Below are 23805 nucleotides of genomic sequence, written 5' to 3' on the forward strand. Positions count from 1 at the left end.
GCACGTGTCGTCTTCACTATGGGTCTGCGCGCCGGCTGGCGCCCGTCCCGAGCTCGGCTGTCCGACGTCCGGGAACGCCCGCTCCGTCCTCGCGATCCTCGCTTGGGACAGGCGGGAACGACCGGGAAGGGAGATGGGCATGGGACATTTCAATAGGCGCGACCTTCTCGTCGCGGCGATACTGGCCGGCACGGCGGGGCTTCTCGCGCCCGGCAGCCGGACGGCGCGGGCGGCGGGCGGAGGGGACGACCTCACCGATCTCGCGCGCCTGCCGATGGACAAGCCGGACGCACCCGTCATCGCGATCGCCGGCCCGTCCGGCCCGGTGCGCACCGTCAGCCGCGAAGATCTCGCCGGCCTCGAGCAGACCGTGCTGACGACGCACATGCCCTGGAGCCCCGAGGTCCACCATCTCGAGGGCCCCTCGCTCGCCCGTTTCGTCTCCAGTTTCACGCAAAAGGATGCCGCGGACGAGATTTCCATCGAGGCGATCGACGGTTTCATCGTCACGGCACCCATCGCCGAACTCGTGGCCGACGGCGCGGTTCTCGTGATTCGCCAGGACGGCGACTTCCTGCCGGTCTCGGCCAAGGGCCCGGCCTTCGTCATGTTCCCCTTCGAGGAAAGGCCCGAGATCGCCGATCGCAGCCGGTTCGGCCGTTGCATCTGGCAGATCACGCGGATCACGATTTCCTGATGGGCCGCCTCGTCAGGCATCTGACCGGCATCGGGGGGCTCACCCGGCTGCTGATCGTCTTCACCTGCCTCTTCGCGGGCCTTGCCATCGCCATGAGCCAGCGGATCCAGGCGAGCCAGACCCAGGTGATCGCGATCTCCGGCTACAACATGGAGTTCGCCTATACCCGCACCCAGGTCGAGATCATCAAGCTTCAGGCGGCCCTCCTGCAAAGCCGCCTTGGCGACGGCGGTGAGGACGAGGCCCGGCTGCAACTCGCGATTCTGGCAGGACGCCTGACGACGGTTCCGAGCTCTGTCGGGGGGATCGTCTTTCCGGAGGCTGAGAAGGCCAAGCGCGACCTCTCCGAGAGCCTCAAGGCGACCGCCCGGTTCCTGGCCGATCCCTTGAGCGAGGCGGAGGCGCTCGCGGCGAGCGAGCGGCTCTCGGCCGATGCACGCGCCTTCACAGGGCTCGGCGCGCTCGCCAATACGCGGCAGGCCGGTCTCGTCGAGCGGGCGCAGGAGCGGCTCCAGCACGACATCGCCATGCTGAACCTGCTTCTCGTCCATCTCGTCTTCGTGGGGCTGGTGCTCGTCGCCCTCGTCATCGCCGAGCGGGCGCGCTTCGCCAGGGCTGCCGAGACCGATTCGCTCACCGGCCTCGGCAATCGCCTCCATCTGAAGAACCCCGCTTATCTGCCGGCGGCGTCCGCCAGCACCGCGGTCGCGGTGATCGACGTCGATCGCTTCAAGCAGGTGAACGATCGTTGGGGCCATGCGACGGGGGACGATCTCCTGCGCCTCATCGCCGATGTCCTGCGGCGCGAGGCGAGCGGTTGCGATCTGACGCTGCGCCTCGGCGGCGACGAGTTCCTCATCGTCGCCTTCGGACCGGAAGCCCGCGCGCGGCTCGATGCCGGCTGCGCCGGGATCGAGCGGGGCTTCCTTCTGGAGACGCGGCGCCACGGGTTCAGCGGCGTCGGCCTCAGCATCGGGATCGCCGAAGGGGCATGGGACGGGCCGCAGGGCATCGATGCGCTGATCGGCAGGGCGGACATGGCCATGTATGGCGAAAAGAACCGCCGCTGCGTCGAGGCGTCGGCATCAGGAGAGATGCGGGCGGACGCCGTCATGCCCTCCTATCGCGCCCCCGCCCCGGCCCGTGGCAGGCTCCTCTCGCTCCTTCGCGCCATTGTCTCAAGGTCGAGTGCTGCGGATGCGCCGCGCCGAAGCGCGCGCTCTCACGGCTCCTCGGTCGCCCCCGGCGCGATGTCGCCGGGGGCGACCGAGACCGATTTGACGATCGCGTAGACCGCGACGCCGGGGGCGAGATCGAGGCTTGCGACGGAGCGCCGGGTGAGGCGGGCGAGGAGCCGTCCGCCCCCGGTGGAGAGCGCGACCATCGCGTCCGCGCCCTCGCCCGCCCGCACCTCCTCGATCGTGCCGTGAAGCATGTTGAGGGAGGAGAGCCCGCTCGGCGCCTCGCGCGTGAGGATCACGTCGCTCGCATGGATGCGCATTCGCAGCGGGGCGCCCACCGGCCGGTCGATCCGCTCGATGAACAGGACGGTCCCGCCGGCATCCACCTCCGTCAGCCCGTCCTCGGCATGGCGAAGAACCCGCGCGCCGAGGATCGCGCCGGCCTCGCGCACGCCCGCCGGCAGAACGGCCGGATCGGACAGAACCTCCTCGGCCCGTCCTTTTCGCACGATCCGCCCGTCCTTGACGACGACGATCGTGGTCGCGAGCCGCGCCACCTCCGAGGCCGAATGGCTGACATAGAGGATCGGCACCGATACCTCGTCGCGCAGCCGCTCGAAATAGGGCAGGATCTCGGCCTTGCGCTCCTCGTCGAGGGAGGCGAGGGGCTCGTCGGCGAGGATCAGGCGCGGGGCGGCGAGCAGCGCCCGGCCGATCGCCACCCGCTGCTTCTCGCCGCCCGACAGCGCGCTCGGCCTTCGCTTCAGGAGATGGCCGATGCCGAGCATCTCGACCACCTTGTCCCGGCTTTCGCGCGCCGCGTCCTTCGGCGCGAAGAAGGCGCCATAGGCCAGATTCTGGCTCACCGTCAGATGGGGAAACAGGCGCGAATCCTGGAAGATCGCGCCGAGCCGGCGGCGATGGGGCGGCAGGTCGATGCCGCGCGCGGTATCGAGAAGCACCCGGTCGTCGAGGCGAATGCGGCCGGCTTGCGGGGTGAGGAGGCCCGCGAGCGCGTTGACGATCGTCGACTTGCCGGAGCCCGATCGCCCGAACAGCACCGTGATGCCGCCGGGGGCCGTGAATTCGGCATCGAGCGCGAAGCCGGCGAAGGTATGGGAGAGCGCCACCTCCAGCATCACACGCCCTCGATGCGCGAGGCGATCCGCCGGCCGATCGCCTCCGAGAGGAGGACGGCGAGCATGGAGATCGCGACCGAGACGAGAACCAGCTTCATGGCCGCGCTCTCCCCGCCCGGCACCTGGAGGAAGGCGTAGATCGCGGTCGGGATCGTGCGGGTCTCGCCCGGTATGTTCGACACGAAGGTGATCGTCGCGCCGAATTCACCCATGGCCTTGGCGAAGGCGAGGATCGTGCCGGCGAGGATGCCGGGCAGCATCAGCGGAAGGGTGAGGGTCAGGAAGACGAAGGGGCGGGAGGCCCCGAGGGTCGCGCCCGCCTGTTCGAGCTTCACGTCGATCGCCTCGATGGACAGGCGGATGGCGCGCACCATCAGGGGAAAGCCCATGATCGCGGCGGCGAGAGCTGCCCCGGTCCAGCGGAAGGCGAAGACGATGCCGAGTTCGGCGAGCGGGGCGCCGAGGGCGCCGTTGCGCCCGAAGGTGAGAAGCAGGAGATAGCCCGTCACCACCGGCGGCAGGACCAGCGGCAGATGAACGAGGCCGTTGAGGAGCTCGCGGCCGGGAAAGCGCCAGCGCGCCAGCGCGAACGCCGTCAGGATGCCGGCCGGCAGGCTGGCGAGCGTCGCCCAGAACGAGACCTTCAGGGAGAGCGCGACGGCCTGCCATTCCTCCGGGCCGAGCCAGTCCGTCACATCCTACTCCGCAAGGGTCTGAAATCCCTGCCGTTCGAAGGCCGCCTTCGCCTCGGGGCCCTTCAGGAATTCGAGGAACCGGTCCACGGCGGGACGGTCCTCGCCCTTCAGGCCGGCCGCCGGATAGATGATCGGCTGGTGGCTGTCCTCGGGAAAGGTGCCGACCACGGTCACGTCCGGCTCGGCGCGCGCATCGCTGGCATAGACGATGCCGTAGGGAGCCTCGCCGGCGGCGACCAGCCTCAGCGCCGTGCGCACATTGTCGGACTGGACGACCTTGTCCTCGACCGCGCTCCACTGGCCGAGGCTCTCGAGCGCCTCCTTGCCGTAGATGCCGGCGGGCACGGCGTTGGTCAGCGCCATTGCGAGCTTTCCGTCTCCGAGAAGCGCGGCGAGATCCATGTCGGGACCGATCTCGACCGCCGGGGCCCGCAGACCGTGGGCGATGAGGACGAGCTCGTTGCGCAGGAGGTCGACCCGCGTGCCCTCTTCCACGAGGCCCACCCTCTCCACCTCGTCCATCCATTCGGAATTGGCGGAGATGAAGATGTCGGCCGGCGCGCCTTCGATGATCTGGCGCGCGAGAGCCGAGGAGCCGGCGAGCGAGACCGTGACCGCGTCGCCGGTCGTCGCCTCGTAGCGCGCCTCGATATCGGCCATCGCATTGGTGAGGCTGGCTGCGGCGAAGACCGTGATTTCCTCGGCGCCGGTCGCGCGGGGAACGCCGATGGCGAGGCCGATTGCGAGAAGGGCCGCGATCGGGGCAGCCGTCCGGAAGGAAAATCGAGGCATCATCTGGTCGGGTTCCGCTCGGAGAGTGTTGTAGTCCGGCGAACATATCGCGCGGCGTCGCGGACAATCAATCCCTCACGATCCGTCTTTCTCCCGCAGCATGGATTGCAGTGCCGCGATCCGCGCGGCGCCCGCTTCGGCCATGATCTCCTCCAGCTTGCGGTAATGGGCAAGCACCGTCTCTCCGCTCGCCGTCAGGCTCGCCCCGCCGCCCTTGCGTCCACCGCGCGAGGAGGCGACGAGCGGCTCGCGGAAGGCCTGGTTCATCTCTTCCACCAGAAGCCAGGCGCGCTTGTAGCTCATGCCCATGGCCCGTCCGGCGGCCGAGATCGAGCCCGTCTCGCCGATCCGCTCCAGGAGATCGGCCTTGCCGGGGCCGAGCATCGCGGCCTCGCCGAAGAGGATGCGGATGCGAAGGCTGGCGGCCGGTTCGGTCTCGGATGATGGGGTCATGGGAAACCTATGTCAGCCGAAGCCGCCTTCGTACAGCGTTCGGGAGGATCGTGCCCCAGGGTCTCATCCGCCTCGAAATGTCGAGACGAACATAACGAAGCGACGGCCTCGCCGCGCCTTCCGCAGGTGCCGCTTCTCCCGCTCCTCCCGCTCCGGTCAGATCCGGCCGGTCTGGCCGCGATGGCGCAAGTAGTGGTCGGCGATCGCACAGGCGACCATCGCCTCGCCGATCGGCACCGCCCGGATGCCGACGCACGGGTCGTGCCGGCCCTTGGTGACGACGTCCACCTCCCGCCCGTCCCGGTCGATCGAGCGGCGGGGGGTGAGAATGGAGGAGGTGGGCTTGACCGCGAAGCGCGCGACGATCGGCGCGCCGGTGGAAATGCCGCCGAGGACGCCGCCGGCGTGGTTGGCGGCAAAGACCGGCCTGCCATCCTCGCCCATGCGCATCTCGTCGGCGTTCTCGGTGCCCTTGAGGGCCGCGGCGGCGAACCCGTCGCCGATCTCGACGCCCTTGACCGCATTGATCGACATCAGCCCGGCGGCGATCTCGGCATCGAGCTTGCCGTAGAGCGGCGCGCCGAGCCCGGCCGGAACGTTCTCGGCGATCACCTCGATCACCGCGCCGACGCTGTCATGCTCCATGCGCACGGCGTCGAGATAGGTCTCGAAGACGGGAATCGAGGCGGCGTCCGGCGTGAAGAAGGGATTGTCCTCCCGGTCCACCACCGACCAGTCCCAGTTCGCCCGGTCGATCGACTTCTCGCCGATCTTAACGATCGCCCCGCGCACCTTCAGGCCCGGCACCACCTTGGCGGCGAGCGCGCCGGCCGCCACCCGCATCGCCGTCTCGCGGGCCGAGGACCGGCCACCGCCGCGATGGTCGCGAAGCCCGTATTTCACGTCATAGGCGTAGTCGGCATGGCCCGGCCGGTACTGGCGGGCGATCTCGCCGTAATCCTTGGAGCGCTGGTCGACATTCTCGATCTGGAGCGCGATCGGCGTTCCGGTCGCGACCATGACCTCGGGATCGTCCTCGGCCGGCAGGACCCCCGACAGCACCCGGACCTCGTCGGGCTCGCGCCGCTGGGTCACGAATCGCGAGGAGCCGGGCCGGCGCCGGTCGAGCTGGTCTTGGAGATCGCGAAGCGTGAAGCGCAGGCCGGGAGGGCAGCCGTCGATCACGGCGCCGATGGCGGGCCCGTGGCTCTCGCCCCAGGTGGTGACGCGGAAGAGGTGTCCGAACGTGTTGTGCGACATGGTGAACGAAACCTGAAAACCTTGTGGGACAGGGCTTCGGCCCACCCTTTCGATGGGGTCTAAGGCAGGCGGTCCGGCACCGTCAAACGGCACGGGCATTTTCTTAGGCGCCCGTGCGCGGAATTGCCATAATCGGAACGACTACTGACGGACAAGCAGCGCCTGGGGAGAGGCCCGGCGGGAGGGGGGTCGATGCGGCCGGTCTCCGCCGGGATGTCGACCCGGGCCCATCATCAGAACGAGGCCGGTTCCATGTCACGACGCATCGTCGCTTTCTTCGCAAGTTCCTTCCTGTCGGTCGCCATGAGCATTCCGGCAAGCGCCGTCGAGGCGGACGGCGTGGTCATCGAGGTGAACGAGGAGTCCGAGCAGCTCCAGCTCTCGGACGGGCAGGTCTACGACCTGCCGAAAAACTTCGACTACGCCGCCGTCAGCCCCGGCATGCCGGTCCACGTGATCTACCATCTCTCCCAGGGACAGAACGTCTATCCGTTCACGGCCTGAGGGCGGCCGAAGTTTCGAGCATGATTTCGAAAAGCCGCATGACGTCTGCGAACACGTCGTGCGGCAGAGCGAGGGGTCTCAGCGAACGGCCGACCCGGACCGATCGCACGTCCCTCCGGGCTTTCACGAAACGGGGGGGCACGAAAGGGGGCGGCTCACAGCCAGTGCGGGCCGTCCTCGCGAAACACCAGAAGCCGGTCCTGGGGGATGATGGTCATCGCCGCGTCCCATTCGCCCACCTTGCCGGCGCTTCTCAGCACCGCGCGGCTGACGCCGCCATGGGAGACGAGAATGGTCCGGGCTTCGAGTTCGGCCAGAAGCGGCTCGATCCGGGCGAGAAGATCGCCATAGGATTCCGAAGTTGCGCCGGGGCAGCGATAGTTCCACTTGTCCGCCTCGCGCGCGGCGATCGCCTGAGCGTCGCGCGCCGCGACCTCTTCGAGGGTCGAGCCTTCCCAGTCGCCATAGGAGACCTCGACGAGACGCTCGTCGGTTTCGAACCCGTCTTCGGGAAGACCGAGTTCGCGGCGCAGGATGCGCATGGTCTCCTGCGCCCGCGACAGGGGCGAGGCGACGAAGCGGAACTCGCCCGCCCGTTCGCCCAGAAGCCGGCGCAGATAGGTGCCGTTGCGCTTGGCCTGGAAGCGCCCGAGCGCGTTCAGAGGAATGTCGCGCCGGCCCTGCAGCCGGCCTTCGGCATTGTAATCCGTCTGGCCGTGACGGCAGAAGAAGATGTCGTCCACGACCATGATGGGACCTGTCTCGATAGTGCGGGGCGGGCCTTCGAAGCACGATGCCGGACCGTCGGAAGACGCCTCGGACACCATCGCGCGGCACGATAACGGCTCCGCGCGAAAGGCCGACCCGGACGTGTCGCCTTGCGCTCGAAGCCGGCGGAGCGGACTATTCGTCCTTGACGACGGCGATGTCCGGCGCGTCGACGGCCTTCATGCCCACCGTGTGGTAGCCCGAATCCACGTGATGGACCTCGCCGGTCACGCCGCGCGCCATGTCGGAGAGAAGATAGAGGGCCGACTGGCCCACCTCGTCCGTCGTCACGGTGCGCTTCAGCGGCGCGTTGTACTCGTTCCATTTCAGGATATAGCGGAAATCGCCGATGCCGGAGGCGGCCAGCGTCTTGATCGGGCCGGCCGAGATGGCGTTGACGCGGATGTTCTGGTTGCCGAGATCGACCGCCAGATAGCGCACGGAGGCCTCGAGCGCGGCCTTGGCGACGCCCATCACGTTATAGTGGGGCATCACCTTCTCGGCACCGTAATAGGTCAGCGTCAGCATCGAGCCGCCGTCCTTCATCAGGCGCTGGGCCCGGGCCGCGACGGAGGTGAACGAATAGACCGAGATATCCATCGTGCGCAGGAAGTTCTCGCGGGTCGTCAGCACGTAGCGACCGGTGAGCTCGTTCTTGTTGGAATAGGCGACGGCGTGGACGAAGAAGTCGATGCCGCCCCATTTCTCGGAGAGATGATCGAACACCGCGTCGACGCTGGCATCGTCGGCCACGTCGCAATGGCCGGCGAGATGGGCGCCCAGCTCCTCGGCGATCGGCGCCACGCGCTTCTTCAGGGCGTCGCCCTGATAGGTCAGCGCGATCTCGGCGCCCTGCTCGGCAAGGGCCTTGGCGATGCCGTAGGCGATCGACCGATTGTTGGCGACGCCCATGATGAGGCCTCGTTTTCCCTTCATGAGGCCGGTCATCTGGGTCATGCTGCCACTCCTTGCCGCGGCCCCGGGACCGCGGTTCTCGTTCGTCGTAAGCGTGCGGTATGACATAGCGCCGCCGGGCCTTCAAGAATGGCCGGGCCGCGCCGCGAACACCTTGTGTTGCAACCTCGACGGAAAATTGACGTCAACGGCGTGACATCCCGCTTCCCTTGCGGCGTCCGCGCCTCAGTCCGCAGCGGCCTCCCGGGCGAGTTCGCGGGCCAGAACCTCGCGCAAGGGGTCCTTGGCATCGGGCAGGGCGATGCGGGTCGTCACGAGAAGATCGTTGCGCGTGCCGATCTTGGTGGTCAGCCCCTTGCCCTTCAGGCGGAAGGTGCGGCCGGAATCGGTCCAGGCGGGAATGGTGAGATTGACCCGGCCCTCCAGCGTCTCCACCGCCACCTTGCCGCCGGTGACGGCGGTCTTCAGGGGCACGGAGACGTCGGCGCGAAGATCGCGGCCGTCCACCCGGAAGCGCTCGTGCGGCAGGAGCTTGATGCGCACCAGCGCGTCGCCGGCTTGGCCCGAGGGGCCGGGCGCGGGCTGGCCCTGGCCGCGAAGGCGGATGGTCTGGCCGTCCTCCACCCCCTCGGGCAGCTTGATCGCGAGCTTCTTGCCGGAGGAGAACTCCACCTCGATGCGCTTGTCGGAGACGATGTCCTCGAGGGTGATCGAGAGGGAGGCCTCGATATCGCCGCCCTTGCGCGAGGCCTCGCGGGCGGCCGAGAAGCCGCCGCCGGCAGGTCCTGCGCCCGGTGCCGCGCCCGGCCGGCGCGCGCCGGCGCCGCCGAAGGCGGAGGAGAAGAAGTCCGAGAAGATCGATTCGGCGTCGAACTGGGAGCCCGCCCCTCGCGAGGAGGAGAAGTCGAAGCCGCCCGCGCCCGCACCGCCGCCGCCCGGCCGTGCTCTGGAGCCGAACGGGCCTGCGCCGCCGCCGAAGCCGCCCGAGCCGCCGAAGCCCTGGAATTTCGGCTTGCCCTCGCCGTCGATCTCGCCCCGGTCGAACTGGCCGCGCTTCTCCTTGTCGCCGAGGATCTCGTAGGCCTGGTTCGCCTCGTTGAACCGTGCCGCCGCCGTCTTGTCGTTCGGATGGGCGTCGGGATGATACTGCTTGGCGAGCTTGCGGAAAGCGGACTTGATCTCCTTTTCACTCGCCGATTTCGAAACACCGAGGACCGAGTAGGGATCGCGCATCGCGCTTGTCTTCCTTATGCATGGGCGAGAACGGGTCGTCGAAGGCTCCCTTGAGAGCGCATCACGTTCAAAACCGGATATATGGAGCCTCCGCGCCGCCATTGAAAGAGGCGGTGCCGGACCCGTAAGGTTTCAGAACAGAGAAGCTTTCAGAACCGGTCAGCTTTGAGAACCGGTCGCCTCCGCCTTATGTCTTTCGAGCGGGACCGTCGGGCGAGCGGGACCGTCTTGCGGCAAGGAATGGAGAAGGGCGGGCGATGGACAGGACGGCATCCGGACAGGACGGCATCGGAACCGAACGGCGCGGCGATGTGCGCCTCGGCGGCGAGAGCGTGCCGGACGATCCCTTCGCCCTGTTCTCCGACTGGTTCGAGGCCGCCTCCCGCTCCGAACCCAACGATCCCAACGCGCTCTCGCTTGCGACCGTCTTTCCGGACGGCCAACCCGATGTGCGGATCGTCCTCCTCAAGGGCTTCGACGAGCGCGGCTTCGTCTTCTACACCAATTTCGAGGGCACCAAGGGCCAGCAGCTTCTCGCCTCCATGCGCGCGGCCATGGCCTTTCACTGGAAGTCCGTGCGCCGGCAGGTGCGGGTGCGCGGGCCGGTGGAGATCGTCGACGACGAGGAGGCCGACGCCTATTACGCCTCGCGCCCGCGCGGCAGCCGCATCGGCGCCTGTGCCTCGGAGCAGTCGCGCCCGCTTCAAAGCCGCGAGGCGCTTGAGGCGCGGGTCGCCGAGGTGGATGCACGCTACGAGGGCGAGGCGATCCCGCGCCCGCCCCACTGGTCCGGCTTCCGCTTGGTTCCCCAGGCGATCGAGTTCTGGCAGAACGGCGAATACCGGCTGCACGACCGGGCGCTCTACGAGCGGGCCGGGCCGGGCACGCCCTGGATCGTGACCCGCCTCTTTCCCTGAGCCGTCGTGGCGAGCCTTTCCACCAGCCCGCACCCGGCGGAAGCGGACGCGCGCCTAAGCTTCGAAGGGGAGACCTCGACCCCCCGGCTTTCCATCGTCATGCCGGTCCTCGATGAGGCGTCCGGCATCACCGCCGCGATCGAAAGCGCCCGCCGGGCTGCTCCCGGCGCCGAGATCCTCGTTGCCGATGGCGGCAGCACGGATGCGACCGCCGCCATCGCGGCCGGGATCGCCGACCGGGTGATCGCGGCCCGCCGGGGCCGCGCCCGCCAGATGAACGACGGCGCGGCCTCTGCCGCAGGCACCGCGCTCCTCTTTCTCCACGCCGATACGCGGCTGCCCGAGGATGCCGGACGCCTCGTTCTCGCCGCCCTCGACGACGGCGCCGACTGGGGTCGCTTCGACGTGACGATCGAGGGCGAGCCGCCGATCCTGAGGCTCGTTGCCGCGATGATGAACCGCCGGTCGCGCCTCACGGGTGTCTCGACCGGCGATCAGGCGATCTTCGTCGCCCGCCGCGCCTTCGAGGCGGAAGGGGGCTTTCCGGACATTCCCTTGATGGAGGATGTCGCCCTGTCCAAGCGGTTGCGCCGCCTGTCGCGCCCCGCCTGCCTTGCCGCGCGCGTCTCGACATCGGGCCGGCGCTGGGAGGCGAACGGCCCCTTGCGCACGATCGCGACCATGTGGGCCCTCCGCCTCGCCTATTGGTGCGGCGCACACCCCGCCCGGCTCGCCGCCGTCTACGGCCGGCTGAAATCGCGATGACGCTCGATCCTTCCCGCCCGACCCTCGTCGTCTTCGCCAAGGCACCGGTCCTTGGAACGGTGAAGACCCGGCTCGCGGCCGGGATCGGCGAGGCGCAAGCGCTCGCCCTCTACCGGCATTGTCTGCGGCGCACCGTTCGCGAACTCGCCGACCCGCGCTGGCGCACGGTTCTCGCCGTCACGCCCGATGGTTCGGCAAAGGCCGGCGATCTCTGGCCGGAGGGCCCGGACCGCATCGCGCAAGGGGGCGGCGATCTCGGCGTCCGGATGATGCGGCCGCTCGCACAGGCCGTCCCTGAGGCGCCCGTCGTCCTCGTCGGCAGCGATATTCCGGGGATCGGGAAGGCGCACGTGGAACGGGCATTCGGCGCGCTTCACGTGAAACCCATGGTCTTCGGTCCGGCCCTCGACGGCGGCTTCTATATGGTCGGCGCACGCGATCGGCCACCGCCGGATCTCTTTGCGGGCGTGGAATGGTCGACGGACCGGGTGCTCGCCGAGGTGACGGCCCGCCTGCTCGGGGACGGCTTCGCACTTATCGAGACTCTGGAAGATCTCGACGATCTCGCCTCCCTCGAACGGCACCGCGCGGCCGGACGGCTTCCGGCGTCAGGCGAAACGGCCTGAGAGGATCTCGTCCACGAAGGCCGGCACGAGCCGGCTTGCGGTCCCGTGCCGCGCTTCGTCGAACTGCCAGCTGCCGTCGGAGGGCTCCAGATTGAGCTCCAGCGTGCGGATGCCGGCGTTCTTCGCATGGGCCACGAAGCCGGCGGCCGGATAGACCGCCCCGCTGGTGCCGATCGAGACGAAGAGATCGGCCGCTTCGAGCCGCTCGAAGATCGCGTCGAGGTGATGGGGCATCTCGCCGAACCAGACGACGTCCGGGCGCATGGTTCCGGTGCGCGAACAGGCGGGGCAGGCCTCCTCCACCCTTATGTCGCCGTCCTGGGCGCGCCGGAAGCCACAGGCGGCGCAGATGGCCTTTTTCAGCTCGCCATGCATATGGATCACCGCCGAGGACCCGCCCCGCTCGTGCAGGTCGTCGATATTCTGGGTGACGAGGGTGAGGGTGCCCGCAAACGCCCGCTCCAGCTTCGCCAGGGCCTCGTGCGCGGGATTGGCACTCACCCGGCGAAGCCCTTCGCGCCGGGCATTGTAGAAGGCCTGCACCCCGTCGGGGTCGCGTCGGAAGGCCTCGGGCGTCGCGACGTCCTCGAGGCGGACCTTCGACCAGGGGCCGTTCGTGTCGCGAAAGGTCTCGACGCCGGATTCGGCCGAGATGCCGGCACCGGTGAGAACGAAGATGGAGCGGGGCAGGGGCATGATCGGCTCCAACGGGCTTGGCATCGGCTGTCGGCACGCAATCTAGAGCCTCGGCGCGCCCTGTCAGGTCGAAGCCCCCAAGGAACCGGTGCCGGAACCCGCGATGACCCCGTCCCCCTCCGTCCGCCTCGTCGGCAATGCGCCGACAGCCCTCGATCGGGCGGCTTTCGTCGATGCGGGCGAGGTGGTGATCCGCATCAACAACGCTTTCGGCTTTTCGGGCGTCAACGGCGCCCGCACCACCCATCTCGTCCTCGTCAATTGCGGCGGCCAGATGCGTGAATGGCTGGACGAGCCGGGCTTTGCGGACCGCCTCTTGGTCCGGACGGCGGGCGAGATCCTTCTGCCGATCCATCCCGGCAAGGACGATCTCGCCGACCCGCCCCTGTCGCAGGACGAACGCACGGCGCCGGATGCGCGCAACTACGCGGCCGAGGCGGTCCATGCGCTGGAGGCGGCCGGCAGGCCGGTCGCCGTCATGCCCGCCGCGATCTTCCTCAAGGCCTGCCGCCTCATCGGCTACGAGCGGCCCGAACGGGGCATGGACGCGCCCTCGACCGGTCTTCTCACGCTCCTCTGGGCGCTGGAGCGCTATGCCGGTCCGATCGACGTCCTCGGCTTCGGCTTCGAAGGCTGGTCCGGCCATCGCTGGTCCCGCGAACGGGCGATCTTCGAGGACTTCGAGGCGAAAGGTCGCATCCGGCTCCATCCGATCGCCTGAGACGGGGGCTTCGCGACATCATGGAGCCTGCCGCTTTGCCGGCTAGGCAAACTCCGTCCGACCCCGCACCGGTGCTGGCCTATCTGTGGCCCTGACGCGGCCCCGTTCCCTCTCGGGGCCCCCGGCGCGCCGCGCCGATCACCGATGCCCGCCCGAGACGATGCCCGCCGACATGATGGACCGATGACGAACGACGATTCCCGCTTGCACAGAACTCCTTTCGCATGTCGGGGAGACGCGCGATGACGAAGCCGATCGCCTTCTTCGTCCACCATCAGGGGCGCGGCCATGCCAACCGTACCATGGCCCTCGTCGAAGCCTTCTCGAAGTCCCGTCCCGTCTCGGTACTGACGGCGGGGCCCCATCTCTTCGACGGCTTTTCCCGCGAGATCGAGCTCGTCGCCCTGCCCAACATGATCGGCGCGGCGGTGCCGACGCCGCGCCTCTATGCCGAGCCGACGCCGTCCTCGCTCCACTGCGTGCCCCTCGGCCTTGCCGAGATGCGCGCCACCATGCGCGCCATTCTCGACCATCTGGACGACCGGGGCACCGGGCTCTTCGTGGTGGACGTCTCCTCCGAGATCGCGCTCCTGTCGCGCATCGCCTCCGTGCCGGCGGCCCAGATCCGCATGCATGGCGACCGGTCCGATGCCGGCCATCTCGGCTCCTACGAATCGAGCGTCGGCATGCTCGCGCCCTTCGACGAAAGCCTCGAACAGGGGGACTATCCGGCCCATCTGCGCGCCAAGACCTTCTATTCCGGGGGCCTCTGCACGACCCGCGACGCGGTTCCGTCCCGTGAAGAAGCGCGGGCCCGCCTCGGGCTCGATCCGGTGCGCGAGATCGTCGTCGTCCTCACCGGCGGCGGCGGGGCGGGCACCCCTTACGCGCCCCTCACCGTCGGCGCGCGGGCCTTGCCGGATGCCGAATGGCTGGTGCTCGGCCCGACTCTCAAGGAGGGCCACGAGACCAACTTCTCCAATCTGAAGGAGCTCGGCTGGGTCGCGAACGTCACCGATCATCTGGCCGCCGCCGACATCGTCATCGCGTCCGCCGGCGACAACACGGTCACCGAGATCGCCCGCGTCGGCCGGCCCTTCGTGGTCATTCCCGAATGGCGCTATTTCGGCGAGCAGGCCCGCAAGGCCGAGGCGATGGCGAAGCTCGGCGCCGCCGTCCACGCCCCGGGCTGGCCGGCCGATCTCGCCGGCTGGCGGGCGATGATGGAGGAGGCGCGGCGCCTCGACCTCACGGCGATCGTCCCGCTCTACGATCCGGCCGCGGCCGCCAAGGCCGCCGGCTGGCTGGAGCGCCTTACCGACGATCTGTGGGCCTGAGCCGGCCGGTCAGCTGAACCGCACCGTGCCCGGCTGCCGCGTGGCCGCGATCTCCTCGGGGCGAGGCTCGCGCTTCAGGCGGATGCGGTCCGCCCCCGGCGTCCATTCGATGAGACCTGCGCCCGCGAACTGGCCGAGCCAGTAGTCCATGCACCAGCGCCCGTGCTTCTCGTGAAAGCGGGTCGCATTGGAAAGGATCGCGCCGAAATGGTGAAGCGGGGGCACGTGCACCGCATGGTGCTGGTGATAGGCCCGCGCGCCGGCGGTCCAGTAGAGGGGAACGCCCGCGCCATCCAGCCGGGCGGCGAGATCGGTCTCCTCGCCGCCATAGCCGGTGAAGGCCTCGTCCATGCCGCCGAGTTCGGCCCAGACGCTCTTGCGGATCGCGAAGGACAGCCCCCAGAACTCGCCGGTTTCGGGTTCCTCGCGAATGCCCGTCTCGGGCATTGCGGGCTTGGAGGGGTGCGCGATGCCGGCCGCATCCAGCGCGCCGAAATCGAGCGGCAGGCGCACCGCCCCCTCCGGCAGATAGAGGACCTCCCCGAGGAACAGGCCGCGCGCGGCCTTCAGAGCCTCCGTATAGCGCTCGACGAGGCCGGGGGAGGCGATGCAGTCCACGTCGAGGAAGACGAGATCGCTGCCCCGCGCCTCACCCGCCGCCCGGTTGCGAGCCTCGGCGAGCGGCAGCGCCTCGCCGGGAACGCGGATCTGGCGCACCGGAATGCCGATCTCCGGCAGGTCCGGCTCGACCGTCGCTTGCATGCAGGCGACGACCAGCTCGTCCGGCTTCACCGTCTGGAGGGCAAGGCTCTCCATCAGGTTCACGAGATGGGCCCGGCGGTTGCGCGTCAGCGTCAGCGTGCTGATCATCGAAGGGTCTGCGCCAGGGCTCCGGCCGCCGCCCGGCCCCTGAAGTGGCGCACGCCCTCGATGATGCCGAGGGCGTAGCTCTCGCGCGAGACATAGGAATGGGCGAGATCGGAGCGCGCCGCCAGCGCATCGGAATAGTTGGCGACGATGATCGACTGGGGCACCGCGCGCAGCATCTCGATATCGTTGCCGCTGTCGCCGGCCACGAAGATCGCGTCGTCGCCGAGGCCCAGCACCCGCTTCAGATAGGTGATCGCCGCGCCCTTGGAGGCGCGCACCGGCAGGATGTCGAGATAGCGCCCGTGACTGTGGATGACGGAGGCCGACAGGTGGCGCGCTTGAAGCCGGGCGCGGATCGTCTCCACGAGGCCCGGCTCGCCGCCGGTGAGGAAGCTCAGCTTGAACCGTCGCTGCTCCAGCGGCGCCTGGGGCACGATCCCCGGAACGCCCGCCAGCACCTCGGCGATCTCCGCCCGCCGCCAGCCCTCCTCGATATGCCGGCTCCAGTCCTCGTCCCGCTCGTAGGTGATGCCGTTCGCGGTCAGCCAGTGGATCTCGGTGCCGACCGAGGAGACGATGAGGCGCGGATAGGGCGCGTGCTGCTTTTCGAGGATCGAGAGGGCGGAATGGAAGGAACGGCCGGTGGCGACGGAGAAGTCGAGCCCGCTCTCCTGCGAATGCCAGCGCGAAAAGGTCTTGATGCAGCTCTCGCAGCCGGTCAGCGTGTTGTCGATGTCGCAGACGAGGAGCTGGCGCGCCTCGGCCTTGCGCCGGCCCGCCCGCGATCCGGCATGGCGCTGCGCGGCCCGCCCGCTCGCCTGCCCGACCGGCTGCCCGACCGGCTGCTTCGTCAGCCGTTCGGTGAGCATCCGGCAGCGTTCGGCATGCCGGCGCCAGTCATAGGCCGCCACCGCCTTCGCCCCGTTCGCGGCGTATTCGGCATGGAGCGCGGGGTCGGCGAGGATCGCCCGGCAGGCCGCCGCGATCGCCTCGGGCGCGCGCGGATCGACGAGCCGTCCGTTGCGGCAGTATTCGACGATGTCGTTCGGCCCGCCGCTGTCGGTCGCAACGATCGGCAGGCCGCTCGCGGCCGCCTCCAGAAGCGTCAGCCCGAAGGGCTCGTTGAGTGCCGGATTGACGAACAGCCCGCCGCGCTCGCGCGCGAACGCATAGACCGAGGGCACGTCCATCGGCCGGTGGGTCTTCGGGATCGCGACGCAGCCATAGAGATCGTGCGTGTCGATCGCCTCCAGAATGCGCCGCATCTCGCCGGCCGTCTCGCCCTCCAGATCGCAGATCGCCTCGCGCGTGCCGGCGAGAATCACCAGATTGGCGTTCTCGCGCAGCCAGGGATCGGCGCCGAAGGCCTCGACCAGCATGGGCAGGTTCTTCTTCTGCACCGGCCGGGCGATGGCGAGGACGACGGGCTTTTCGGGATCGCGCAGGAAGCGGGAGAGCTCGGCGCGCACCTCGTCCTCGCAGACCGCGTCGCGATAGGCCGCAAGATTGCTGCCCGGCTCGACGATGCGGATCTTGCCGGGATCGTAGCTGGCGAAGTCGGCATACTGGAGTTCCGCCTCGTCGCGCGAGGAGGCGATCACGAGATCGGCTTTCGCGAAGGCCTCGTCCTCGATGGCGATCCGCCCCATGAGGCTCGCGCGCTCCGCCTCGCTGATCGCGCTGCCCGCGAGCGTCGCCATCTTCACCCGGCCCAGCGAATGGGCGGTGAAGACGAAGGGAATGCCCATCGCCTCGCGCACCCGCGCGGCCACCGTCGCCGCATCCGCGTAATGGGCGTGGAGATAGGCGGGCCGCGCGTCCTGGAGTTCGAGCCAGGCGGCGAGCGCCTCGGCATAGCTCGCCGTCTCGGTGTGAAGGTCCTCCTTGGCGAGATAGCCGGGCCGTGCGCTTTCAAGACGCAGGATCGAGACCTTCGAACTCACCCTCTCGAAGCCCGCCCGGTAGACATCGCCGAGATCGCTCTGAAAGCCGCGCGTGGCGATGACGATCCGATCGATCGCGGGGTCGCGCTCCTGGGCCTCGACCAGTTCCAGGAGATATTTGATATGACCGCCGGTATCCGGCGTCAGACCGTATTGGACATCCCTGGCCTTCAGGCATCCCTGAAGCGCGACGTGTACGACGAACAAGGCACGTCTCCGATTCTATGACTGACTGACGAAACAGAACTTTCGCCCATATGGATGCCGATGAGAACGCTTCGAGTCGCCCAAGTTTCGACAGTCATCTATCCAACGCCCCCTGAGACCTCCGGCGGCACGGAACGGGTCGTCGACGATCTGTGCCGCGCGCTGTCCGGTCTCGGCGTGAAGGTGACGCTCTTTGCGCCGTCCGACAGCGGCTGCGACGTTCCGCGCATCGGCGACCTGCCGAGCCTGAAAGCCCTGGAGGAGCGGCATGGCAGGGTCCCGCCCTCGATCCCGCAGGTGCTCGAGACGGCGCAGATGGAGGCCGTGCGCCAGCGCCTGTCGCAGTTCGACATCGTCCACTGCCATGGCGAATTCTTCCATGCCGCGCTCCTCGGCGAGAGGCGCCAAAGGTCGCTGACGACCATCCATTGGCGGGTCGACGAACTTGATAGACAGCTGTTCTTTTCCCTGTTTCCGGACCTTCCGGTGGTCGGAATCTCCAAAAGCCAGGAGAGCGGCATCCCGGAGGCCAACCGGGCGGGCGTCGTCCATCACGGGATCGCGGCGAATCGCTATCGGCACGGCTCGGGACGAGCGGGCCATGCCGCCTTCATCGGCCGCATGACCGATCAGAAGCAGCCCGATGCCGCGATCCGCATCGCGCGCGGTGCCGGCGTCCCGATCCGCCTTGCGGGCGCCGTCGATGTGGGCAATCCCACCTATTTCCGCGAGCGGGTGGAGCCGCTTCTCGGCGAGGACGCGGTCTTCGTCGGTCCCCTCGACGATGCGGGCAAGCAGACCCTTCTCGAAGGCGCCCGCGCGCTCCTCTTTCCCATCGACTGGCCCGAACCCTTCGGCCTCGTGATGATCGAGGCCATGGCCTGCGGCACCCCGGTCGTCGCCTTCGATCGCGGCTCGGTGCGCGAGATCGTGGAGGATGGGGTGACGGGTTTCGTCGTCTCGTCCGAGGAGGAGGCGGCGGACGCCCTCAAGCAGGCATCCGGTCTCGACCGGGCCCGCATCCGCGCCCGTTTCGAGGCCCGCTTCACCGCCCGGCGCATGGCCGAGGACTATCTCGCCGTCTATGAAAGGCTTCTGTCGCAATGAGCATCCGAAGGACGGCGATCCTCGCCTGGGACTATCCGCCGAGCGCGAGCGGGCTGGCGATCGCCGCGCGCGAGATCGCCGAGAGTCTGGCCGGGGCGGGCGTCGAGGTGACGCTGTTCTGCCTCGACCGGTCCGGCACCGAGACCCATGGCGGCGTCCGCGTGGTCGGCTGCCTGCCTGAGAAGTCGGGTGTCGCGGGCTTCCTGCGCCGGCGCATGGCGCTCGGCCATCTGGTCGGGCCGAGCTGGCTCGGCCGGCGTCTTGCCGCCCATCACGTGAAGGCCCCGTTCGACTGCGTGGAGGCGACCAACTGGTATGCGCCCGGCGCGCTCGCGACCCAGATCGTCCGCCTGCCCTTCGTCACCCGCCATTCGACGCCGGCCGCGACCAGCGGGGCCCTCTCCGGCAAGGGGCTGCGAAACCGGCTGGACGGGCGTTTCGCCTGCGGCCTCGAAGCGCGCACCGCGAAGGGCTCGGACGGGCACATCTTCAACACCGCGCCGCACGAGGCCAAGGTCCGGGCGCTCTACGGCTTGAGCGATGCCGCGCCGTCCGCGGTCGTCGGCCTGTCCCTGCCGCCCGCCCGGCTGGAGGCCGCAGCGAGGGCGCCCTATCCGCCGGCAGGCGAGGCGGTCGAGATCCTGTTCGTCGGCCGGCCCGAGCATCGCAAGGGCTTCGACTGCCTGATGGAAGCCTCCGAGATCCTCGCCCGCGAGACCGCTTCCGGCGCCCTGCCGCGCTTCACCCTGCGTCTGGCAGGCATCGAGGCGGGCGATCTTTCTGAGCGTTCCGACGGGGTGCGGGCGGTGATGGAGCCCCTTGGCCGGCTCGACGACGCGGCGCTCGACGCGGCCTATGGCCGGGCCCATCTCGTCGCCGCACCCTCGCGCTACGAATCCTTCGGTCTCGTCTATCAGGAGGCGCTCGCCTTCGGCCGGCCGGTGGCGGGCCTTGGCCTCGATCCGTCGGCACGCGGCTTCGTCGGGGATGCGGGCGCGGGGCTTCTCGCAAAGGCCGATAGCGGGCCGGCGCTCGCCGAGGTGCTGCGCCCGATGATCGCCGACGGCGATCTGCGCCTCTCCCTTCGCGACAAGGCCCTTCGCGCCGCCGGCCGCTTCACGCGGGCAAGCCTTGCCGCCGGAACGCTCGACCTCTACGCCGCCGCGATCGATCGTCACGGGGCGTCGCGGCGGAAATAGACGTCGCCTCGAGGCCGAGATCGTCCGACGCGGACCGGGGGCGAGACGAAAAGGGCCGGACGATCCTCGATCGTCCGGCCCTTCGTTCTTCAGGTGATGATCGCCCGAGGCGGCCCGAGCGGGCTCCGGATCGCTCCGGCGCCCGTCCGCTCCCGCCTCTCGCCGATCAGGACTTGTTGGCGGCGGCGCGCGCCTCGTCGAGCCACTGGTTCCACTGCTCCTGATGACCGGCGATCCAGGCATCGGCATGGGCGTCGATATCGGTTTCCGAATCCTGGCCCTGCTGCATCAGAAGGTTCTCGGCGCTGATGTCGTTCGAGGAGACCTGCATGATCGCGAAGAGCTTGGCCGCATCGGGATGGGCTTCGGCGAAGGCGCGATTGGCGATGATCTTCTGGTTGTTCGCCTCGAAGCCGTAGTTCGAGCCGTCCGGCAGGGCGGTGTCGATCTCGGAGCGCTCGCCGGGCAGCGAGGAGAACGGCACGTTCAGCCAGGTCACGTCCTTGCCGGGCACCATCACGCCGGAGACCCAGTAGGGCGTCCAGGTGTAGTAGAGAACCGGCTTGCCTTCCTTGTAGCGGGTGATCGTGTCGGCGATGATCGCCGAATAGGCGCCCTGGTTGTGGGTGATCGTGTCGCGCAGGCCGTAGGCGTCGAGCTGGTGCTCGATCACCGCCTCGCAGCCCCAGCCGGGCGTGCAGCCGGCGAGATCGGCCTTGCCGTCGCCGTCGGCGTCGAAGAGCTTGGCGATCTCCGGGTCCTTCAGTTGCTCGATATTGGTGATGTTGTGCTCGTCGGCCGTCTTCTTGTCGATGAGGTAGCCCTGCAGCGCGCCCGGCGAATAGACGCCCTCGCGATAGAGCTTCTCGTCGCCGCCGGCGGCCGCGTAGAAGTCGGCATGCAGCGGGTCCCAGTGGTCGGCCATGAAGGTGCCGTCGCCGTTCGCGGTCGCCACGTGACCGGCGGCATATTCGATCTCCTTGATGTCGCTGACATCGTAGCCGAGTTCTTCGAGCGCCTTGGAGACGAGAAGGGTCTGGAAGGTTTCCTCGGCGATCGAGGACTTCAGCGGAATGACGGACACGCCTTCGCCGGGCTTTGAAGCGTCCTGCGCCAAGGCCGGCATCGCGACGCTGGAGAGCGAGAAGCCGAGGGCGGCCGCAAGTGCGAGAACCGTCCGTCTGGATGCAAGTGTCATAGGTCTCTTCCCTGTTCGTGATGGTTGATGGATCGCGGGCGCCTTCGCTTGAAGCTGAACGCCCGCAAGGTCGCGGACCGATGCGCGGGGCACCGGTCCGATTCTCGTGACGCGGGGAGCGGGCGTCAGGCCGAAGCCTTGCCGGCGGCCGCGCGTTCCTCGGTGGCGGCCACGGCCGAGCCGCGGCTCATCGCGCCGCGCACGAAGCCGATCGGGCCCACCTCGTGCCAGGCCTTGTTGCCGCGATCGCGGCGCGAGCGGGCGAGCGACTGGGTCATGCGGTCGATCAGGATCGCGAGGATCACGATGCCGACGCCGCCGACGGTCGCAAGGCCCATGTCGAGCCGGCCGATGCCGCGCAGCACCATCTGGCCGAGGCCGCCGACGGCGATCATCGAGGCGATGACGACCATCGAGAGCGCCAGCATCAGCGTCTGGTTGACGCCGGCCATGATGGTCGGCATCGCGATCGGCAGCTGCACCTTGTAGAGCATCTGGCGCGAGGAGGCGCCGAAGCTGCGCGAGGCCTCGATGAGATCGGCGGGCACCTGGCGGATCGCCAGATTGGTGAGGCGGATCAGCGGCGGCAGCGCGAAGATGATGGTGACGACGACGCCCGGCACGTTGCCGATGCCGAACAGCATGACGATCGGCACCAGATAGACGAAGGCCGGCGTCGTCTGCATGGCGTCGAGGATCGGGCGCATGGTCGTCGCGGCCCGGTCGTTGCGCGCCAGCCAGATGCCGGTGGGCAGGCCGATGACGACGCAAAAGAAGACCGAGGTGAAGACGAGGGCGAGCGTCACCATCGACTGTTCCCAGGCCCCGATCAGCCCGACGAAGATCAGCGAGAGCACCGAGCCGATGGCGAGGCCCCGGCCCGAGATCTGCCAGGCGAGAAGCCCGATGAGAAGGATCATCAGGATCGGCGGCGTGCTCTGGAGCGTCGCCTCGATGAAGGTGAGGACCCCGTCGACGGGAATGCGGATCGCCTGGAAGATGGGCCGCAGATTTTCGACCACCCAGTTGAGGCCCGTCGTCACCCAGTCGTCGAGCGGGATCACCGCATGGCCGTGCTGGCCGAAGGGGTGGAGGATGTCGAAGCCCTGGGCATCGGGCGGGGGGGCTGCGTTCGCCAGCCAGTCCGGGGTCGCGGCGGGCGCGCCCGGCTGGGCGACGTCGGTGCCGGCGGGTGCGCCCGAACCTGCGCCGCCCCAGGGATTGGCCGCGGCGGCGTCGCTGGCCGTCGGGGCCGTCGCGGCGCCGGCTGCGGGCTGCGACGCGCCGCCGGTCGCCCAGGGATTGTCTGCCTGTGCAATCTCAACCATGGGTCGCTCCATCGCGTTGCATGGATTCCAGAAGGGTCTTGCGGCTGACGGCCCCGATGAAGAGGCCGCGCGCGTCGACGATCGGCACCGGGCATTCGTGGCGCGCGGCCGGCCGGATGAGATCGGTGAGCGTCGCATCGCCGCCGACCGGGTCGACGTTCTGCAGGAAGGCGCCGCTGAGATCCCCGCCCGATCCGCGCGCTTCCAGCGAGGCCCGCGAGACCGCGCCCTCGAAGCGGCCGTCGGGGCCGGTCACGAAGCCGAAGCCCGCATGGCCCATCTCCCGCAGCGCCTCGGTGGCGGCCTGCGAGGACTGGAGCACGGCGATGTCGTCGGTCCGGGCGATGTCCTTGACGCTGATGACGTTCTGCACGTTGACGCCGCGGAAGAAGGACTTGACGTAGTCGTTGGCCGGCCGGTTGAGGATGTCCTCGGGCGTGCCCACCTGCACGACCCGTCCGCCCTGCATGATCGCGATCCGGTCGCCGATGCGCATGGCCTCGTCGAGATCGTGGCTGATGAAGACGATGGTGCGGCGCTGCTCGGCCTGAAGCGTCAGGAGCTCGTCCTGCATCTCGGTGCGGATCAGCGGATCGAGTGCGGAGAAGGCCTCGTCCATCAGGAGGATGGTCGGGTCGTTGGCGAGCGCCCGGGCAAGGCCCACGCGCTGCTGCATGCCGCCGGAAAGCTGGTTGGGATAGTTCCTGCCATAGGCCCCGAGGCCCACCTGCTTGAGCGCGTCGAGCGCGCGCTCCTCGCGCTGCTTCTGCGGCACGCCGGACAGTTCGAGGCCGAAGGCGGCGTTCTGAAGCACGGTCATGTGCGGCATCAGGGCGAAGGACTGGAACACCATCGAGATGTGCTGGCGCCTGAAGGACAGAAGCTCGTCCTCCTTCAGGGTCGCGATGTCCTGGCCGGCCACGATGATCTCGCCCGCAGAAGGATCGATCAGCCGGTTCAGCATCCGCACGAGGGTGGACTTGCCGGAGCCCGAAAGCCCCATCACCACGAAGATCTCGCCCTCGCGAACCGTGAAGCTGGCGTCGCAGACGCCCAGCATCATGCCGGTCTTGGCGAAGATGTCGTCCTTGTCGTCGCCCCGCCGGTAGAGATCGATCGCCTCCTGCGGTTTGTCTCCGAAGACCTTGAAAAGGTTCCGGACCTGCAAGGCATCAGTCATGCTCATTCAACACCTCCCCAACGGGCTGCACGGCATTCGATACACGAATTTTTAAGCTATACGGCGAGTTTGAA

The 23805-nt window shown here is 68.8% G+C and carries 24 protein-coding genes; 10 read left to right on the forward strand and 14 right to left on the reverse strand.

Annotated features, from left to right (window positions below; translation table 11 throughout):
* Positions 1 to 139 precede the first annotated feature (139 nt).
* The gene (locus DYI37_RS08415; protein ID WP_147307899.1) at positions 140 to 697 is read left to right on the forward strand and encodes a putative pterin-binding protein; all 558 of its coding nucleotides are present in this window, start codon (positions 140 to 142) and stop codon (positions 695 to 697) included.
* Complete coding sequence (locus DYI37_RS08420; protein WP_116682756.1) at positions 697 to 1989, forward strand: GGDEF domain-containing protein; 1293 nt, start codon at positions 697 to 699, stop codon at positions 1987 to 1989. The genes DYI37_RS08415 and DYI37_RS08420 overlap by 1 nt, the downstream gene beginning before the upstream one ends.
* Here DYI37_RS08420 and modC read toward each other — a convergent pair.
* From modC to aroC, 5 genes are all read right to left on the reverse strand, one after another.
* Positions 1920 to 3017, reverse strand: a complete 1098-nt coding sequence (gene modC, locus DYI37_RS08425) for a molybdenum ABC transporter ATP-binding protein (protein ID WP_116682757.1) — start codon at positions 3015 to 3017, stop codon at positions 1920 to 1922. The two genes, DYI37_RS08420 and modC, sit on opposite strands and share 70 nt — an antisense overlap.
* A complete protein-coding gene (gene modB / locus DYI37_RS08430) occupies positions 3017 to 3712 on the reverse strand; it encodes a molybdate ABC transporter permease subunit (RefSeq protein ID WP_116682758.1) in 696 nt (231 codons plus the stop codon). Before modB ends, modC begins: the two co-directional genes overlap by 1 nt.
* A 3-nt stretch (positions 3713 to 3715) precedes the next feature.
* Positions 3716 to 4504, reverse strand: coding sequence for a molybdate ABC transporter substrate-binding protein (modA, locus tag DYI37_RS08435; protein ID WP_116682985.1), 789 nt, complete (start codon positions 4502 to 4504; stop codon positions 3716 to 3718).
* Positions 4505 to 4579: 75 nt separating this feature from the next.
* On the reverse strand, positions 4580 to 4957 hold the full coding sequence (locus tag DYI37_RS08440) for a winged helix-turn-helix domain-containing protein (protein WP_116682759.1): 378 nt from the start codon (positions 4955 to 4957) through the stop codon (positions 4580 to 4582).
* A 156-nt stretch (positions 4958 to 5113) separates the two neighbouring features.
* The gene (aroC, locus tag DYI37_RS08445) at positions 5114 to 6217 is read right to left on the reverse strand and encodes a chorismate synthase (RefSeq protein ID WP_116682760.1); all 1104 of its coding nucleotides are present in this window, start codon (positions 6215 to 6217) and stop codon (positions 5114 to 5116) included.
* 252 nt (positions 6218 to 6469) lie between these two features.
* On the opposite strand from aroC, the gene DYI37_RS08450 reads away from it, so the two are divergent.
* Positions 6470 to 6721, forward strand: a complete 252-nt coding sequence (locus DYI37_RS08450) for a DUF1344 domain-containing protein (protein WP_116682986.1) — start codon at positions 6470 to 6472, stop codon at positions 6719 to 6721.
* A gap of 155 nt (positions 6722 to 6876) precedes the next feature.
* On the opposite strand, the gene DYI37_RS08455 is transcribed toward DYI37_RS08450, so the two are convergent.
* The 3 genes from DYI37_RS08455 to DYI37_RS08465 all read right to left on the reverse strand — a co-directional run bounded on the left by DYI37_RS08455 (position 6877) and on the right by DYI37_RS08465 (position 9637).
* Positions 6877 to 7470, reverse strand: a complete 594-nt coding sequence (locus tag DYI37_RS08455) for a histidine phosphatase family protein (RefSeq protein WP_116682761.1) — start codon at positions 7468 to 7470, stop codon at positions 6877 to 6879.
* Positions 7471 to 7624: 154 nt separating this feature from the next.
* Positions 7625 to 8446, reverse strand: a complete 822-nt coding sequence (fabI, locus tag DYI37_RS08460) for an enoyl-ACP reductase FabI (protein WP_116682762.1) — start codon at positions 8444 to 8446, stop codon at positions 7625 to 7627.
* A gap of 183 nt (positions 8447 to 8629) precedes the next feature.
* Complete coding sequence (locus DYI37_RS08465; protein ID WP_116682763.1) at positions 8630 to 9637, reverse strand: DnaJ C-terminal domain-containing protein; 1008 nt, start codon at positions 9635 to 9637, stop codon at positions 8630 to 8632.
* A 257-nt stretch (positions 9638 to 9894) separates the two neighbouring features.
* Between DYI37_RS08465 and pdxH the strand changes: the two genes are divergently transcribed.
* From pdxH to DYI37_RS08480, 3 genes are all read left to right on the forward strand, one after another.
* Positions 9895 to 10554 (forward strand): pyridoxamine 5'-phosphate oxidase, encoded by a 660-nt coding sequence (pdxH, locus tag DYI37_RS08470; RefSeq protein WP_116682764.1) that lies wholly within the window; start codon positions 9895 to 9897, stop codon positions 10552 to 10554.
* 99 nt (positions 10555 to 10653) lie between these two features.
* On the forward strand, positions 10654 to 11319 hold the full coding sequence (locus DYI37_RS08475; protein WP_116682765.1) for a TIGR04283 family arsenosugar biosynthesis glycosyltransferase: 666 nt from the start codon (positions 10654 to 10656) through the stop codon (positions 11317 to 11319).
* Complete coding sequence (locus DYI37_RS08480; RefSeq protein ID WP_116682766.1) at positions 11316 to 11945, forward strand: TIGR04282 family arsenosugar biosynthesis glycosyltransferase; 630 nt, start codon at positions 11316 to 11318, stop codon at positions 11943 to 11945. Before DYI37_RS08475 ends, DYI37_RS08480 begins: the two co-directional genes overlap by 4 nt.
* Here DYI37_RS08480 and DYI37_RS08485 read toward each other — a convergent pair.
* On the reverse strand, positions 11928 to 12641 hold the full coding sequence (locus DYI37_RS08485; RefSeq protein WP_116682987.1) for an NAD-dependent deacylase: 714 nt from the start codon (positions 12639 to 12641) through the stop codon (positions 11928 to 11930). The genes DYI37_RS08480 and DYI37_RS08485 overlap by 18 nt on opposite strands.
* 103 nt (positions 12642 to 12744) lie before the next feature.
* Between DYI37_RS08485 and DYI37_RS08490 the strand changes: the two genes are divergently transcribed.
* Together DYI37_RS08490 and DYI37_RS08495 are read left to right on the forward strand one after the other, a co-directional pair.
* Entirely contained in the window at positions 12745 to 13362 is a 618-nt protein-coding gene (locus DYI37_RS08490; protein ID WP_116682767.1) for a glycosyltransferase family 29 protein, read from the forward strand.
* 242 nt (positions 13363 to 13604) lie between these two features.
* Positions 13605 to 14699: a glycosyltransferase gene (locus DYI37_RS08495; RefSeq protein ID WP_116682988.1), complete on the forward strand. Its 1095-nt coding sequence runs from the start codon at positions 13605 to 13607 to the stop codon at positions 14697 to 14699.
* A 9-nt stretch (positions 14700 to 14708) separates the two neighbouring features.
* Here DYI37_RS08495 and DYI37_RS08500 read toward each other — a convergent pair whose 3' ends face one another.
* Positions 14709 to 15569 carry a glycosyltransferase family 2 protein gene (locus DYI37_RS08500; RefSeq protein ID WP_116682768.1) on the reverse strand — a complete coding sequence of 287 codons (861 nt, stop codon included), beginning with the start codon at positions 15567 to 15569 and terminating at the stop codon, positions 14709 to 14711.
* Positions 15566 to 17719 carry an HAD-IIB family hydrolase gene (locus DYI37_RS08505; RefSeq protein WP_116682769.1) on the reverse strand — a complete coding sequence of 718 codons (2154 nt, stop codon included), beginning with the start codon at positions 17717 to 17719 and terminating at the stop codon, positions 15566 to 15568. The genes DYI37_RS08500 and DYI37_RS08505 overlap by 4 nt, the downstream gene beginning before the upstream one ends.
* 60 nt (positions 17720 to 17779) lie before the next feature.
* On the opposite strand from DYI37_RS08505, the gene DYI37_RS08510 reads away from it, so the two are divergent.
* Both DYI37_RS08510 and DYI37_RS08515 read left to right on the forward strand, forming a co-directional pair.
* Positions 17780 to 18826, forward strand: coding sequence for a glycosyltransferase family 4 protein (locus DYI37_RS08510; protein WP_116682989.1), 1047 nt, complete (start codon positions 17780 to 17782; stop codon positions 18824 to 18826).
* Positions 18823 to 20025, forward strand: a complete 1203-nt coding sequence (locus DYI37_RS08515) for a glycosyltransferase family 4 protein (protein ID WP_116682770.1) — start codon at positions 18823 to 18825, stop codon at positions 20023 to 20025. The genes DYI37_RS08510 and DYI37_RS08515 overlap by 4 nt, the downstream gene beginning before the upstream one ends.
* A gap of 166 nt (positions 20026 to 20191) precedes the next feature.
* Here the strand turns inward: DYI37_RS08515 and proX are convergent, their stop codons facing one another.
* The 3 genes from proX to proV all read right to left on the reverse strand — a co-directional run bounded on the left by proX (position 20192) and on the right by proV (position 23737).
* Positions 20192 to 21223, reverse strand: coding sequence for a glycine betaine/L-proline ABC transporter substrate-binding protein ProX (proX, locus tag DYI37_RS08520; RefSeq protein WP_116682771.1), 1032 nt, complete (start codon positions 21221 to 21223; stop codon positions 20192 to 20194).
* Between the two features lie 125 nt (positions 21224 to 21348).
* On the reverse strand, positions 21349 to 22551 hold the full coding sequence (proW, locus tag DYI37_RS08525; RefSeq protein ID WP_116682772.1) for a glycine betaine/L-proline ABC transporter permease ProW: 1203 nt from the start codon (positions 22549 to 22551) through the stop codon (positions 21349 to 21351).
* Complete coding sequence (gene proV / locus DYI37_RS08530; protein WP_147307900.1) at positions 22544 to 23737, reverse strand: glycine betaine/L-proline ABC transporter ATP-binding protein ProV; 1194 nt, start codon at positions 23735 to 23737, stop codon at positions 22544 to 22546. The genes proW and proV overlap by 8 nt, the downstream gene beginning before the upstream one ends.
* Positions 23738 to 23805: the final 68 nt, after the last annotated feature.

The sequence above is a fragment of the Fulvimarina endophytica genome (genome assembly GCF_003403015.1).
Taxonomy (GTDB): Bacteria; Pseudomonadota; Alphaproteobacteria; order Rhizobiales; family Rhizobiaceae; genus Fulvimarina; species Fulvimarina endophytica.